The 15,439-nt window shown below is 47.2% G+C and carries 14 protein-coding genes; 4 read left to right on the top strand and 10 right to left on the bottom strand.

Annotated features, from left to right (window positions below):
* Positions 1 to 205: 205 nt before the first annotated feature.
* Complete coding sequence (locus ACY2RR_RS05285; RefSeq protein ID WP_490107092.1) at positions 206 to 1,579, top strand: KamA family radical SAM protein; 1,374 nt, start codon at positions 206 to 208, stop codon at positions 1,577 to 1,579.
* Positions 1,580 to 1,632: 53 nt separating this feature from the next.
* Here ACY2RR_RS05285 and ACY2RR_RS05280 read toward each other — a convergent pair whose 3' ends face one another.
* Entirely contained in the window at positions 1,633 to 2,637 is a 1,005-nt protein-coding gene (locus tag ACY2RR_RS05280) for an AraC family transcriptional regulator (protein WP_490107091.1), read from the bottom strand.
* Between the two features lie 134 nt (positions 2,638 to 2,771).
* Between ACY2RR_RS05280 and ACY2RR_RS05275 the strand changes: the two genes are divergently transcribed.
* The 3 genes from ACY2RR_RS05275 to ACY2RR_RS05265 all read left to right on the top strand — a co-directional run bounded on the left by ACY2RR_RS05275 (position 2,772) and on the right by ACY2RR_RS05265 (position 7,272).
* Entirely contained in the window at positions 2,772 to 3,932 is a 1,161-nt protein-coding gene (locus tag ACY2RR_RS05275; RefSeq protein ID WP_490107090.1) for an alpha/beta fold hydrolase, read from the top strand.
* Between the two features lie 109 nt (positions 3,933 to 4,041).
* Positions 4,042 to 5,889, top strand: coding sequence for a DUF1302 domain-containing protein (locus ACY2RR_RS05270; RefSeq protein ID WP_490107089.1), 1,848 nt, complete (start codon positions 4,042 to 4,044; stop codon positions 5,887 to 5,889).
* A 21-nt stretch (positions 5,890 to 5,910) separates the two neighbouring features.
* Complete coding sequence (locus ACY2RR_RS05265) at positions 5,911 to 7,272, top strand: DUF1329 domain-containing protein (protein ID WP_490107088.1); 1,362 nt, start codon at positions 5,911 to 5,913, stop codon at positions 7,270 to 7,272.
* A gap of 152 nt (positions 7,273 to 7,424) precedes the next feature.
* Here the strand turns inward: ACY2RR_RS05265 and ACY2RR_RS05260 are convergent, their stop codons facing one another.
* From ACY2RR_RS05260 to rpmJ, 9 genes are all read right to left on the bottom strand, one after another.
* Positions 7,425 to 9,260, bottom strand: a complete 1,836-nt coding sequence (locus tag ACY2RR_RS05260) for an ankyrin repeat domain-containing protein (protein ID WP_490107087.1) — start codon at positions 9,258 to 9,260, stop codon at positions 7,425 to 7,427.
* Between the two features lie 301 nt (positions 9,261 to 9,561).
* Complete coding sequence (locus tag ACY2RR_RS05255) at positions 9,562 to 10,719, bottom strand: pyridoxal-phosphate-dependent aminotransferase family protein (protein WP_490107086.1); 1,158 nt, start codon at positions 10,717 to 10,719, stop codon at positions 9,562 to 9,564.
* Between the two features lie 83 nt (positions 10,720 to 10,802).
* Entirely contained in the window at positions 10,803 to 12,086 is a 1,284-nt protein-coding gene (locus ACY2RR_RS05250; protein WP_490107085.1) for an amino acid permease, read from the bottom strand.
* A gap of 153 nt (positions 12,087 to 12,239) precedes the next feature.
* Positions 12,240 to 12,626: a 50S ribosomal protein L17 gene (gene rplQ / locus ACY2RR_RS05245; RefSeq protein ID WP_155162171.1), complete on the bottom strand. Its 387-nt coding sequence runs from the start codon at positions 12,624 to 12,626 to the stop codon at positions 12,240 to 12,242.
* Positions 12,627 to 12,659: 33 nt separating this feature from the next.
* A complete protein-coding gene (locus ACY2RR_RS05240) occupies positions 12,660 to 13,661 on the bottom strand; it encodes a DNA-directed RNA polymerase subunit alpha (RefSeq protein WP_490107084.1) in 1,002 nt (333 codons plus the stop codon).
* Positions 13,662 to 13,691: 30 nt separating this feature from the next.
* Positions 13,692 to 14,312 carry a 30S ribosomal protein S4 gene (rpsD, locus tag ACY2RR_RS05235; protein ID WP_490107083.1) on the bottom strand — a complete coding sequence of 207 codons (621 nt, stop codon included), beginning with the start codon at positions 14,310 to 14,312 and terminating at the stop codon, positions 13,692 to 13,694.
* A gap of 18 nt (positions 14,313 to 14,330) precedes the next feature.
* Positions 14,331 to 14,720 carry a 30S ribosomal protein S11 gene (gene rpsK / locus ACY2RR_RS05230; RefSeq protein WP_087112141.1) on the bottom strand — a complete coding sequence of 130 codons (390 nt, stop codon included), beginning with the start codon at positions 14,718 to 14,720 and terminating at the stop codon, positions 14,331 to 14,333.
* 44 nt (positions 14,721 to 14,764) lie between these two features.
* The gene (gene rpsM, locus ACY2RR_RS05225) at positions 14,765 to 15,121 is read right to left on the bottom strand and encodes a 30S ribosomal protein S13 (RefSeq protein WP_281647871.1); all 357 of its coding nucleotides are present in this window, start codon (positions 15,119 to 15,121) and stop codon (positions 14,765 to 14,767) included.
* A gap of 164 nt (positions 15,122 to 15,285) precedes the next feature.
* Positions 15,286 to 15,402, bottom strand: a complete 117-nt coding sequence (gene rpmJ / locus ACY2RR_RS05220) for a 50S ribosomal protein L36 (protein ID WP_155162175.1) — start codon at positions 15,400 to 15,402, stop codon at positions 15,286 to 15,288.
* Positions 15,403 to 15,439 lie beyond the last annotated feature (37 nt).

The raw sequence follows: 15,439 nt of genomic DNA, 5'->3' as shown, positions 1-15,439 counted from the left end.
AACCAACCAACAAGAAAAACCAAACATGTATGAGACGATATAACAACACGTAAACCCACCCACCACTCATACGGCAGTACCTGATTGTGAGCAAGTACCAGCATTCGTAAAATACCGCCAAAATTTATACACCCAGCCTACATGCCTCAGACAACAGACGTTGATTGACGAGGTTCAGCCTATTCCAATTTTACGAGGAGCTTCGATGCCTAACAGCAACGACGCAGTTCATTTGATCGCTTCCAGCGAAGAACGCCGCCCTTACAAGGTTTACACCGAACGTAACCTCAACAGCATTGAACAGTTCATGGCTCTGCCTGAAGAAATGCAGTTTGAAGTACGTGTTGTTGCCAGCGTTCTTCCTTTCCGTGTAAACGAGTATGTGGTTAACGAACTGATCGATTGGAGCTGTGTACCGAACGATCCCGTATTCCGTCTGATGTTCCCTCTGAAAGGCATGCTCAAGCCTGAGCAGTTCGAACTGATGGCTGACCTGCACCGCAACGGCGCTTCTGCTGAAGACATTAAAGAAGCCGCCCGTAAGATTCAGTACTCCATGAATCCACACCCAGCTGGCCAGCTGACCATGAACCGCCCAATGGTAGATGGCAAAGTTGTAACCGGTATGCAGCACAAGTACCGTGAAACTGCACTGTACTTCCCAAGCCAGGGTCAGACCTGCCACAGCTACTGCACTTTCTGCTTCCGCTGGAGCCAGTTCATTGGTGAAGACGAGCTGAAGATGGCCGCTACCGAAGCGTCCACCATGCACAAATACCTGAAGCAGCACCCGGAAATCACTGACCTGCTGTTCACCGGTGGTGATCCACTGGTTATGAAGACCCGTCTCCTGAAAGAATACCTGCTACCTCTTCTGGAGCCTGAATTCGATCACATCAAGAACATTCGTATCGGTTCCAAGACTCTGACCTTCTGGCCATACCGTTTTGTTTCCGACGATGATGCTGCCGAACTGCTGGAACTGTTCAGCAAAATCACTGCATCTGGCAAGCAACTGGCATTCATGGCTCACTTCGACCATTATCAGGAACTGAAGACTGACGTCTGCAAAGAAGCTATCAAGCGCATCCGTGCCACCGGCACTATGATCCGCGCACAGGCTCCTCTGACCCGTCACATCAACAATGATCCTGATGTTTGGGTGAAGAACTGGCAGACTCAGCTGTCTCTGGGCATTGTTCCTTACTACTTCTTCGTAGCCCGCGACACTGGTGCCAAGCACTACTTCGAGATTCCTCTGGCTGAAGCTTACGAAATCTACCGTACGGCAATTAACCGTATGTCCGGCCTTGGTCGTACAGTTCGTGGGCCTTCCATGAGTGCAGGCCCAGGTAAGATTGAAGTGACTGGAGTTGCTGAAGTTAACGGCGAGAAAGTCTTTGTTCTGCGCTTCCTGCAGGGCCGTAACCCTGAGTGGTGCTACCGTCCGTTCTTCGCTAAGTACGACGAGAAGGCTACCTGGCTGGATCAGCTGGAACCGGCTTTCGGAGAAGAGAAGTTCTTCTTTGAAGATGAGTATGCAGACATGTTTAAAGCGGCTGATACCGACGCTGCCTGATAGCTGATGTTATTCAAAAAAATCCCCTTACTCGCAAGAGCACGGGGATTTTTTTATGTCATTTTGACGTGTTTCGATTGCCACTGTTTTGGAGACATACCAAACCGCTTTCTAAACCATCGGGTAAATGCACTACTGTTTTTAAAGCAGAGCGATTCGGAAATACGAGACACGGTAAAATCCGTGGTCTTTAAATAGACAACAGCCTTGTCATAACGTACGTCATCCAAAATTTCTTGATAACTGGTTCCAAGATTTTTCAACCGTCGTTGCAGGGCACGCTTTTCATAGGGTAAATAAGCTGACACTGCAGCCACAGAACAATGGCCTTCCTGAAGAGCCCGACTTATCAGGGATTTAACCGAGTCCAGAAAATTATCCGGAAGCTCCCGCTCCATAGTCAAAGCCAGCTGGCCCAGTGCTTTATAAATAGGAGGATCACTCTCCGGAAGTAACAGATTCAGATCATCCACATCAAACGTCACCCCATCAAAGTCGCCATTGAAGGTCACAGGCAGAGAAAAGAATCGGCTGAAAAAATCCGCATCATCTGGAAAATCAAAAGTAAAAGAGACGCTGCGAGGGCTCCATTGTCCACGAGTGAGCAAATGATAGAAGCGCCAATTAACAGCAACAGAAAGCTGAATCAGTGGTGGTGGAGCAGTTATACCAAGGGCACTATGATGAGATATCCAGGCTATGTTACCTTCAGTATGAAGTGTTCGCTCAACACATGATACATTAACTTTCAGATGACGAATTGAATCCCGAATTGCAGTTCCAAATGTCGGCGCAACTCTCAACAATTGCCCGATAGCACCATAGTCCTTAAGTTGCAGATCTTTCGCACACAGAAGGCCAAAGTATTCACACCCTGTTAACTGAGCAGCCCCGGTAATAAGCCGCTCAACATGAGAATAGGGAATAAGCCTGTCATCCTGACAGTTCAAGAGGTCAATGCCATAAACCTTGAACAAGTCTTTCGGGTTACAGCCAAGTTCGCTGACTACCTGTTCAAAACCTCTGAGAAGCTGCGCACGAACAAATCCAGCCTGCATTTTTATTTTCCTTCCTGACCACCAGAAACACGACGCGAAAAGGTAAAAATTCAGCGCCAAATGATCCTAATCTTCCAGTTCATGCTTGTAAAGTGACGGTGAAATAAGCCACGTACAATCAGGAAAGACGCAGGATGAATATAAAAAAAGCTGGGTATCACCAGTACACTGCCGACGAAACTCTGAACTTTATGTTCAATCGACTGGCCTGGGAAATAGATCATCGAAAGTTGCAGGACATAGGCAAACAAACTCCAGATATTAAAAGCTTTGTCTCAGTAATGCTCCAGGAAGCTGAAGCTTCTGAAAGTAAGCAACAGTTTAAAGACGCTGGCTTTTTTTATCGTGCTGCTGAGTTTTTCATGGAGCCGGAACACCCGGAAAAACTGCAGGCCTACAATAAATTCATCAAGTATTTTTACCAGAGCACTCCCAAAGCTGCCGAACAGCACAGCTCTATCAGTTTCCGCAATGGTAAGCTGGGTATCATTGATATTCCCGCAAAGGGTGAAGAAAAAGATGTTCTGCTGTTTTGCAGTGGATTCGATGGCCTGATTGAAGAACTGTATACCGTTTCACTTTCCCTCTCCGAAACTGGTTACCGTGTCATTCTGTTCGAAGGCCAAGGGCAGGGCTCTGCCCTGCGCCACTCCCATCTCCCTATGACGGCTAACTGGGAGGCTCCTGTGAAGGCTGTTCTCGATCACTTCAAAGTCACCAGCTGTACCCTGATGGGTATATCCCTCGGCGGATTGCTTGCACCCTATGCTGCCGCACGCGAACCGCGCGTTCGTCGTGTTGTGTGCTGGGGAGCTATGTACGACTTTTCCGATTGTCTTAAGGACAATCTCGGCGGTGTAAAAGGAAGTCTGGTTTTTGGTCTGGTGAAGGCAGGCTGTCACAGGTTAATCAACAAACTGATGGATAAAAAGATGGCCATCGACCCAAAAGCTCAATGGGGTATCCGTCACGGTATACACACCAGCGGACAAGACGACCCCTATGGGTTTGTGAAGTGGTCTATGGACTTCAGTTTGAAACGAAGAGCAATCGAGATTCAGCAAGATGTATTGCTTATTACTGGTGAGGCTGACCATCTTGTTCCCAGAAATCAATTGCAGAAACAGGCCGTAGCCATGAGCAGTGCCAGATCTGTCACAACCCGCCTGACAACTCATAAAGAGTGTGGTGCAGAACACTGCCAGATTGGTAACCCTGACCTGGCTATCAACGAAATACTGTTATGGATGGAGGGATTGGACAAACGTGACCAGCTATTAAAAGCAGCTTTTTAATAACAGGCCTCCAATTACCTGGAACAGCCTGAAAAATAAAAACAATAACAACTCATTAACAGTAACCACCTGCCTTATTAGCGGGTAAGGACTGTTACGTGGTAAAAAAATGCAAATCAAAACAACAAAAGATCAGTCAAAGCGGCTTGCTTATCGCTTCAGAAAAAAACCTTTACAACCTCTCACGCTCGCTATCGCCAGCTTGTGTATGACAGGTATGGCTCAAGGTATCACTTTCAATGCCTTAGATGATCAGGTTTCCGGATCACTGGATACTACTCTGTCGTACACCTCCATGTGGCGCTTAAAAGAAGTCGACACTCATAAACTGACGAATAGTAGCAACCATAATACCAATGATGGTTCTCTTGCTTACGGTAAGGGTCTGGTTTCCAGTATCTACAAACTTTCAACAGACCTGGCTTTGTCTTATAACAATTTTGATCTGTTTGTACGTGGTTCAGCCTGGTATGACTCAGCGATCAAAAATAATAAACCCGATAACAGAAATATTTTTTCGAATACCGGGCATACCCGAAAGTTCAGCAGCAAACTGATCGACAGCGCTTCCGGCACAGAAGTTCTTGATGCTTATCTCAGCGGTCAGTTTGAAATTACCAGTCGCCCTCTCACCATTCGTTTCGGCAGACAAGCAATTAACTGGGGTGAAGGGTTATTCCGCCCAGACGGACTGAATGTCATCAGCCCGTTGGATGTAGAGAAACTCAGCTTACCTGGCACGCAGGTGAAAGAGGTTATCCGCCCCGTTAACTCTTTACTGGTTCAGTCCGAACTAACGGATCAGTTGAGCCTGGAGGCTTTCTACCAGTTCGAATTTGAAGCTCATAAGCTACAGCCTTCTGATGCTTTTCTCAGCGAAGTTGATGTTATCGAAGGCGGCCAGGGCATGATTGCAGATATCCGTGCATTGGTGCCAAACCCAGCACTGTTACCTCAGGTTCCAGGCGTGAGTGGTGTTGATGGTATTGTCAGAATTAACCAAACTCATGATACCCGTCGTAAGACGAAAGACAGTGGCCAGTTTGGTGTATCCCTGCGCTATGTAGCGGAGCAGCTGAACTATAGCGAGTTTGGCCTGTTCTTTATTAACTATCACAGCCGCTCACCTCTATTTCAGCTCCAGGATGGTAATAATGCAGGCTGTTCCACATACATAGCCTCAGGTGGCGCCTCAGGCAATGCCGGGAAGTTTCAGGAGTTATGTAACACGCTAGCCCTGCTTGATCCAAGCATGGCTCCACTGGCAGATGGCTTGCACTATCTGGATACCACTCGACTCAATATGGTTTATCCAGAAAACATTCGGGTATTTGGGATCACCGCCACTGGCAATATTGGCGGTATTGGCCTTGCCTTTGAGGGAACGTATCGCCCAAATATGCCTGTTGCAACCACTCTGGAAGAACCCGCTGCATTAGCTAATAGTGCTCTCCAGAGTGGTGGTGGATCAGGTGTACCCACCAATGTTGGTATCGGAGTATTAGGAACAGGTTCAGCGAGGGTTGATCTCTATAAAAGAACTGAGTTCATCACTTCATCTCTGAATGCCAACTTTGCGCTTGGCCCCCGTTTTGGGCTGGATGACTTCACCCTTCTGATTGAGGGCACAGGCCATTACCTGCCCGGCAATCTTACTGAAGAAACCGGTTTTACTGCATTTCACCAATCGGGCTGGGGCTACGATCTGGTGATTTCCGGACTGAAAACAGGTGTTCTGCCAGGGCTGGATCTCAAACCCACCCTCTCTCTCGCCCACGATGTAAAAGGTAACGGTATTACCTTTATAGAAAATCGCAAAACCCTGAATGTAAGTCTCGAGGCCCAATATGGAAACGGTTTGACTGGCAATCTTGGTTACAACCGATTCTTTGGCGGCAAAAACAATCTTATGAAAGATCGCGACAACGTTGCTCTGACCCTTTCGTACTCATTCTAAAAATAACAACAGGTATTTCCAATGAAACTGCATTTATCAGCTGTCGTGCTGAGCAGCTTTATGTTGCTTACATCTGCCAATACTACTCAGGCAAAACTTCCAGCAGAGCAAGATAAGCGCCTTTTGGGGGAGCTGACTCCATTCGGTGCCATCCGTGAAGGCAATGAAGAGGGTACAATTCCGGCATGGACCGGCGGTCTCAAACTGAGCCAAATTCCCTCAAACTATCGGGGAACAGGCTCTCCTCAACCAGACCCGTTCAGCGATGATAAAGTACTGCTCACCATCACAGCCAAGAATATGGATCAATATGCAGACAAAATTTCTGATGGGCAGAGCGCACTACTCCGGAAATATCCTGACACCTATTATCTGAACGTTTACACCAGCCGGAGAACCCATACTGCCCCCGAACGTATCCAGAAAAATACTATCGCTAATGCAACCCGCGCTGAATTGAGTGCAGACGGCAATGGCTTTACCGGTGCGGTAGCAGGTATTCCTTTTCCAATTCCAGCAACAGGTCAGGAAGTTATTCTGAACCATATCGCCCGCTGGCAAGGGTTAAGAGCGTCTCTGTTTACCAGCAATGCGACCGTATACCCCAGCGGAGAATATTTTTTAGGCCAGGAAAAAGTTGATCTGTTGTTTAATTATTATCTGCCAGAACTAAGCCCGGAAGACGTAGATAATAAGCTGTCCTACGCCATGTTCACTACAACCCAGCCGGCAAGGGAGGCTGGGGAAATAACTATGGTTCACACATCCATTGATGCGAAAAAGTCTCCGCGTAAAGCCTGGGTTTACCTTCCCGGACAACGCAGAGTAAAGCGCGGGCCAAGCATTGCCTACGACACACCAAATACTGGCGGTGTGACCACAGATGAGATTGACATGTTCAATGGCGCACCAGACCGTTACAACTGGGAGCTTCTGGGAATTGAAGAAAAATATATTCCCTACAACAACTACAAAATAGAAACTTTCAAAGCTAAAGAGCTGCTTACCCCAAACCACCCGAATCCACAGGCAGTGCGCTGGGAGCTCCACAGGATCTGGAAAGTCAAAGCCACTCTTAAGGATAATAACCGCCATATCTACAAAAGCCGAATCTTCTACGTAGATGAAGACAGCTGGACCATTTCACTGGCTGATATCTATGACAGTAGAAATCAGCTGTGGAGAAGTAATACCACTTATCTCAAGTTTTCTTATGACATTATGGCAACACTGTACGGCACAATGACTTATCATGACCTTCTAAGCGGAGAGTACTTTATTGATGGCGTTCCAGGGAAGGGAAATACGGCAAGAGACTATTCAGTGGAGCTAGACAGTCGGTACTTCACTCCTGCTAATCTCAGGCGACTCGGACGACGGTAGGGCTCACTAATTCCAGAAGCTACATAATCTAGAAGGTATGGTTTCCGGGGCCCTCAGCACTATAACTATAGATATTGGGAACTGATCCGACATTTACCGGCACTTGGTCGCATATCGTCAGATCAGGTCTCAGATTCCTATCCTTCAATGTGCTAAGGTCGCCAGCCTTTTTGAAGAAGAATGTCCAACATCTCATCCTCTTCACTTTCTATGGCCAATACAGCTGCTTCCTTAACTTCTGCGCCTCTAAGGTCAACGCCTCTGTTCAACAGTAATTTAAACATCTCCAGATTGCCCTCAGAAACGGCCAGCAATAGAGGACTGTTTACTACGTATTCTTCCTCATCTCCTTCTACCTCTACTCCTCGCTCTCTAAGTAAGGAAATAGGATTCTGAACCTGATCCGAATCAAGCTCATAATTAAAAGTTACGCCTTGGCTGATTAATAATTGAAGTAGAGCGATATTCTGAACTTCTGCGGCATGGACTATCAGCTCCCCTAAGAGTGATTTTTGCCCGCTGGCAATAGCATATTTTATTAAGAGCTTGATCGAATTTTCTGTCCCTTTTTGCCAAAGCAAGACATTAATATACTCAGCGAGAGGCGGCGTGGTTTCTGTATGGTGGAAGTGCTCAAGCAGTTCTTCTAACCGTTCTAAGTTGTCTTCAGAGATTGCAATTAGTATTTCATCAAACCCATCTTTGTTCCTAGTCAGACTGCCCATAGCATCAAATGCTCTAACATCATGGGCTAGTTTTGAAAGCTGACCTCTTACCAATTGACAACGCGCTTGCCCTTTCCTTGTATTCTTCTCAAATAACTGGATAGAAAATGCTACCCCGCCTTGATCGTCATCTGTATAAACTGATTTACAAAAATCATCGACGATACCTTCAGCTTTTTCTCTATCACAGCGAATAAAGAGCTGGGGTTGCTCTTGGTCAAAGATCTGTATTTCTGATCTACTGATAGAAACATTCATCACATGTTTCCCGGTACTAACCATGTAATGCCCATAAGGAAGCTCCAATAATAGCTTCAGGGCCCCTTTTCTATCTGTACTGAAAGGAATCATCTTTGAAGCACAAATGGGGCTAGTGCCTTTTCCCGAGGAAACACTCTCTAGCTTCTGGTTATGCATTAATAGCGCATTTGTGGCAGCAGCCTGCTGCTGCCCATCTTTCCCAATAGAAGTAGTCCAAGGCTCTTGATTGAAAACGACAAGTTCTACCCATGGTTGCAGCTCAAGTAATTGCATAGCCTCAGGGTTTTCCTGAATAAATTGCTCATAGTTTGTTCCGTTTCTGGCAGGATCACACTGCAAGCAAAACTCGTTATATTGCTCTTTCGCCTCTTGAATAGCTGATGGTAGATCATAGTATTGTCGACCAAAAAAAATCCAACCCTGTTCGGGGGACCGTGTCATGATCTCTAAACGTTCAGCTAAGATTTTAAGCTCACCCTGAGAATCATCGCATAGGGCAGCTTGGAGATAGCTGGCTCCAAGTCCGTAGCAGACGCCACCAGAATCCTTAAAGGATTTATCGTAATGAGGAAAAAATGCATCTTTGAATTCATCTAAATTTCTGAGCAGGTTTTCCTTATATCCCTTTATCAGTCCGGTAGCCTCATCGGCATGATAATTATCCAGCTCAGAAGTTACATAATACTCAGACCGTTTTTGATCAACGTAAGGACTTTGAGGACAAAAGCGGCTCTCAAGAACCCAGCCTGTAATCCCCCTGAGCACTGTTTCTGTCCAACCTTTTGTAGGCTTCCCCTCTACAGAGTGGCTTTGCTTGGATAGAGAGGAAAGAGCAAACTCTGGGTTTACTTTCGAAACAGGTTTACTTTTATAAACTCCTTGAGAAGATGCCTTTCTTAGTATTTCTAATTTTTCTTTTAATCGCTGCTCGGGTGTACCCAGAAGAGCGGTGTAGCCTCTTTTTACTAGCATTGCTATCACAAGTGAAAGAAGTAGTGCCAAGTAATATCGGCCTAAAGGACGAAAACTTTATGAATAGGAATTAATAATATATCTATCAGGAATCACCAAGAAAAAAGCTAGCTTAAAACGCTTTTGGTGTCGTTATTCCTTTGTTTTTAAAACCTAGAGGGTCTGTGGGTAAGTTGGCCTTGTTATTCCAATTAATCGAGTTTCACAAACTTGTACAAAAACGCTAATACCTCACGCAGATCGATGTAAATATGAAAATAATGACAATCAAAAACCAGATGCCAAGAAGCATCTGGTTTTTGAAAAGGTTATGTATTCCTAACCACAGGTGCTAGCCATATACACGCATAGCAGCTTTGGTTGCACCAGACTTACCCAGTACAGCTTCCAATGCCCCCAGGCAGAACAAGACATTCGTCTTTGTAGCCGCACAACCCATCAAACCAATACGCCAAACCTTACCAGCAAAATCACCGAGGCCGGCGCCGATTTCCAGATTGTAATCACTCAGCAACTGAGAACGAACAGCTGCGTCATCAACACCTTCAGGGATAGTTACCAGATTCAACTGTGCTAGGCGTTCATCTGCTGGAACAACCATCGACATTCCCATGGCTTCAAGACCTGCAACCAACGCATTATGATGCTGCTGATGGCGCGCCCAGGCATTCTCAATGCCTTCTTCCTGAAGAATGACCAGAGACTCATGCAAAGCGTAAAGGTCATTCACAGGCGCAGTATGGTGGTAAGCACGCTTGGCACCTTTACCCCAATAGCCCATCACCAGATTCAGATCGAGGAACCAGCTTTGAACCTTGGTTTTACGACTCTGAATCTTATCCACAGCCTTCTGGCTAAAACTTACTGGGGAAAGGCCTGGTACGCAGGAGAGACACTTCTGCGTGCCGGAGTAGATAGCATCAATACTCCAGGCATCCACTTCCAGCTGGCTGCCACCGAGAGACGTTACAGCATCAACAATCGTCAGACAGTTGTGTTCGCGGGCAAGCGCGCAAAGCTTTTCTGCATCACTGCGGGCACCTGTGGAAGTTTCTGCATGAACAAAAGACAGAATTGCAGCATCTGGATTCGCCTTCAAGGTTTCTTCCACAGCAGCCGGATCAACGGCACGACCCCATTCACCCTGAACGATAATGGCTTCACCACCACAACGCTCCACATTCTCTTTCATCCGCATACCAAACACGCCATTAATGCAGACAATAACTTTGTCGCCTGGTTCAACGAGGTTGGCGAAACAGGTTTCCATTCCCGCAGAGCCGGGAGCAGAAACTGGCAAGGTCAGCGCATTCTCAGTACGAAAGGCGTATTGCAGCAGCTCTTTAACCTCATCCATCATTCGTACGAATTCAGGATCAAGGTGGCCAATAGTTGGACGTGAGAGAGCTTCTGTTACGCGAGGATAAACATCAGAAGGCCCTGGTCCCATTAATGTACGCTTGGGTGGGTGAAAAGATTGGATAGTCATCGGTGCCCTGCTCTTGATTCTGTTTTTTTGAAGCGGCCAAATCATAACACAGCCACTACGCTCTGCAGGAATCACTTACAGGGCTATCCAGCAATAAGAGAAACAACAAACCCGGTAACAACTATTGCCCCTCCCACAAATACATAAATATCCTGAGGCTTACTTCTCATTTCACCTAACGCCGGGAATTTATAAATCGCAAACAAAGGAATAAAAAACACGACAATGGCCATCATTGGTGCCACAAGGCCAGCAATCACTTCAAGAATATCCCAGTTGCTGATTGCAGCTACCCAACAGCCAACTGCGGCCAGAATAATGCTTATACGGTGTACTGATGAAGGAGTTGCGGTATTACGCCTGGTTATATGATTAACAGCGTGGGACAGAATGCCATTAATCAACTCAACAGTTCCAAGAAAAAAACCAAAGAATGATGTGGCGATAGAGAGAAAGGCAATAATTGGTGCAATAAATGAGAACCAAGGATTGCCTGAACCGTTTGCCAGCACAGACAGAATTGGAAGATTTCCATGCTGCGATTCCAGCAACTGATGAGGTGTTAAGCAAAGCAGACAAGAGACGACAAAAAACAGGATAACAATGAACAGCAAAACAGTGCTGATAAGGTGTACCGTATCAGCTGAATGATAGTGTTCTTTTGAAGTGCCCTTATGTTCTCTGTAACCACGCGCCATAACTGCGCACATAGGAGCGTGATAAAAAGAGAACGTCATGACCGGAAGCCCCAGAAGAATCACTTTCCAGAAATCATTACTTTCGGGTTTATAAAATAGAAAATCTAATTGCCAGTAAGGTATGAGATAAACAGCCATACTCAACATAATTAACGTCAGCGGCGTAACCATGGCACTGGCAACTCTTAATAACCATTTTTCTCCGCCTGCTAAAACAGTCACCAAAAGAATAATCAGAATGGCAGAGATGTATTTACTGTCAGGAACAACTTGCTGCAGTTGATGCCCAATGAAACTGGCAGTGATGTTTGTAATGCCTATCGCGTAAATGAGTAGCGTTGGAAATACAGATAGGAAACAAACCAGAATAAAAAGTGCTGAATAGCGTTTAGGAAATGTATGCCGGATAACACTGTGCATATCTGCCCCGGGCATTTCCGGGCTCAAACACACACGGGAAAGATTACGGTGGCTAAATAAAACAAGAGGAACACAAAAAATTGTAAGCACCAGTATGGGAAGGATCCCACCTGTACCGATAGCAAAAGGAAGGTAAAGGACGCCAGCGCCAAGACCTGTTCCAGCGAGAGCCATAACCCAAGCAAGTTCATACCTTGAAATCAGGGCTTTCTTGCCAGTAGAGGAATAAACGGTAGCTTTTTTTCCCAAACCTAAACTCCCGTGGAAATATCCGTACCAGTATAGATTCGGAATCACAGGAAAAATTGCTAGGTCGGGATAACAACAGCGTTATATGCAAAAAGGTTTCTTACAGGCATAAAAAAACCGGGCAAAGCCCGGTTTTTCTTAGATCTGGTGATCTTACTCTTCGTCAGCAGCTTCAACTGCAACAGGACGATCAACCAGTTCTACGTATGCCATAGGAGCAGCATCGCCTTGACGGAAGCCACACTTCAGGATACGGATGTAACCGCCTGGACGCTCTTTGTAGCGAGGGCCCAGATCTGTGAACAGCTTACCAACGGTAGCTTTGTTACGCAGACGGTCAAATGCCAGACGGCGGTTGGCTACGGAATCTTCCTTAGCCAGAGTGATCAGAGGCTCTGCTACACGGCGCAATTCTTTGGCCTTAGGCAGAGTGGTCTTGATCACTTCGTGCTCAACCAGGGAAGCAGTCATGTTCTTGAACATCGCCTGGCGATGTGAACTGTTCCGGTTAAGCTTACGTCCACTCTTACGATGACGCATGATTCTTCATCCTTACCAGATAAGACTGGTGGTTTAAGCTGAAACCTTGTCGTCGGACTTCAGGCTAGCCGGCGGCCAGTTGTCGAGGCGCATGCCAAGACTCAGACCACGGGAAGCGAGAACGTCTTTGATCTCGGTAAGGGACTTTTTGCCCAGGTTCGGGGTTTTCAGCAGCTCAACCTCTGTGCGCTGAATCAGATCACCGATGTAGTAGATGTTCTCTGCCTTCAGACAGTTGGCGCTACGAACAGTCAGCTCCAGATCATCTACAGGACGCAGCAGGATAGGATCGACTTCGTCTTCCTTCTGCTCCGGTTCGGGCTCTGCATCACCTTCCAGGTCAACGAAAACAGCCAGTTGCTGCTGCAGAATAGTTGCAGCGCGACGGATGGCTTCATCAGGATCAAGAGTACCATTGGTTTCCAGATCCAGGACCAGTTTGTCGAGGTCAGTACGCTGTTCTACACGTGCACGCTCAACAACATAGGAGACTCTGTGCACAGGGCTGTAGGTGGCATCAAGCTGGAGACGACCGATAGAACGGCTCTCTTCTTCGTCAGTACGACGCTGATCAGCAGTTTCATAACCGCGACCACGACGAACCAGAAGCTTCATGTTCAGATCACCCTTCTCGCTCACGTGAGCAATCACATGATCAGGGTTCAGGATCTCAACATCGTGATCCAGCTGAATATCACCTGCAGTAACAACACCAGCCCCTTTATGGGTCAGGGTCAGGGTCGCTTCATCACGACCAGTCATGCGAAGCGCAAGACCTTTCAGGTTCAGAAGGATGTCGATGACATCTTCCTGAACACCTTCTACTGTGCTGTACTCATGCTGCACCCCGTCGATCTCGGCTTCGACAACAGCACATCCTGGCATTGAGGACAGCAGAATACGCCGCAGTGCATTACCCAACGTGTGACCAAAACCACGCTCGAGAGGCTCGAGTGTAATCTTGGCACGTGTTGCGCTGTGTTCCTCAACGTCGATGTGACGCGGAGTCAAAAATTCTGTAGCCGAGTTCTGCATGGATGAACACCCCACCTAGTTATCTATCCCTTACTTGGAGTACAGCTCGACGATCAGATTTTCGTTGATGTCGGCTGACAGATCACTCCGCTCAGGCTGTGCCTTGAAAGTACCTTCTTTCTTCTTGGCATCAACCTCTACCCACACGGAGAAACCGCGTTGGGCGGCCAGTTCCAGAGCTGCGTTAATACGCATTTGGTTCTGAGCCTTCTCGCGGACAGCGACAACATCACCAGGCTTAACCTGGTAGGACGGGATGTTGACTGTCTTACCATTAACAATGATGGCTTTGTGGCTTACCAGCTGACGTGCTTCAGCACGAGTGGAACCAAAACCCATACGATATACTACATTATCCAGACGACCTTCCAACAGTTGCAGCAGGTTTACACCGGTTGCGCCTTTCAGACGATCAGCTTCTTTGTAGTAATTACGGAATTGCTTTTCCAGTACACCGTACAGACGACGTACTTTCTGCTTCTCACGAAGCTGGACACCGTAGTCGGACAGACGTCCACGACGCTGACCGTGTTGTCCTGGGATTACCTCAGCGCGGCACTTGGACTCGTGTGGACGTACACCACTCTTCAGGAAGAGGTCGGTGCCTTCACGACGAGACAGTTTGCACTTGGGACCGATATATCTTGCCATTTTGACCGTATCTCCTGTTTACACGCGACGCTTTTTAGGCGGACGACAGCCGTTATGCGGGATCGGGGTAACATCAGTGATGTTAGTGATCTTGTATCCGCAGGCGTTCAGTGCGCGAACAGCAGACTCACGGCCGGGGCCGGGGCCTTTTACACAAACGTCAAGATTCTTCAGACCGTACTCAGCGGCTGCATTTCCCGCGCGCTCCGCTGCTACCTGGGCAGCAAATGGAGTGCTCTTACGGGAGCCACGGAAACCAGAACCACCAGCGGTGGCCCAGGAAAGCGTGTTGCCCTGGCGGTCGGTAATTGTCACGATGGTGTTATTGAAGGAAGCGTGGATGTGTGCAACACCGTCCACAACTGTCTTCTTCACCTTTTTACGTGAACGAATACCTGGCTTTGCCATATCAGAATTGTTCCTGTATTCAGACGACTGGAAGAACCAGTTGTTTACTTACGAATCGGTTTACGTGGGCCCTTACGGGTGCGCGCATTAGTTTTAGTGCGCTGTCCACGAACCGGAAGATTGCGACGATGACGCAGACCGCGGTAGCAGCCCAGGTCCATCAGACGCTTAATGTTCATGCTGATTTCGCGACGCAGGTCACCTTCGGTGGTGAATTCACCAACCGCGGTACGCAGCTTCTCGATATCATCATCATTCAGATCAGAGATCTTTGCAGAAGGGCTTACGCCAGTAGCTGCACAAATTTTCTGAGCTGTGTGCTGACCAACACCAAAAATGTAAGTCAGAGAGATAACAGTATGTTTGTTATCCGGAATATTGACGCCAGCAATACGGGCCATTCAATCGTCTCCGTGAGTTTCGCCTAATTGCAACGCGAAGGTCTAAACCCAAATCGAAAGGTGGCGCATAGTACATGCTATTCCACCACAAAGCAACCGCCTGAATACCTGAGCCTTATGGCTCAAGCCAGGCGGTCAATCGAAGCGGGGTCAAACCTGAGCGATTAGCCCTGACGTTGCTTATGTCGGGGTTCTTTGCTGCAGATTACGCGAACAGCACCCTTACGCTTGATGATCTTGCAATCGCGGCAGATCTTCTTTACAGAAGCACGAACTTTCATGATTCTCTCCACTATCGGCAGAGCTATGTTTTCAACA

The sequence above is a fragment of the Parendozoicomonas sp. 2304DJ65-17 genome, assembly GCF_058148445.1.
Note: the sequence above shows the minus strand (reverse complement) of the source record. Positions and strands in the feature narration are given on the sequence as shown.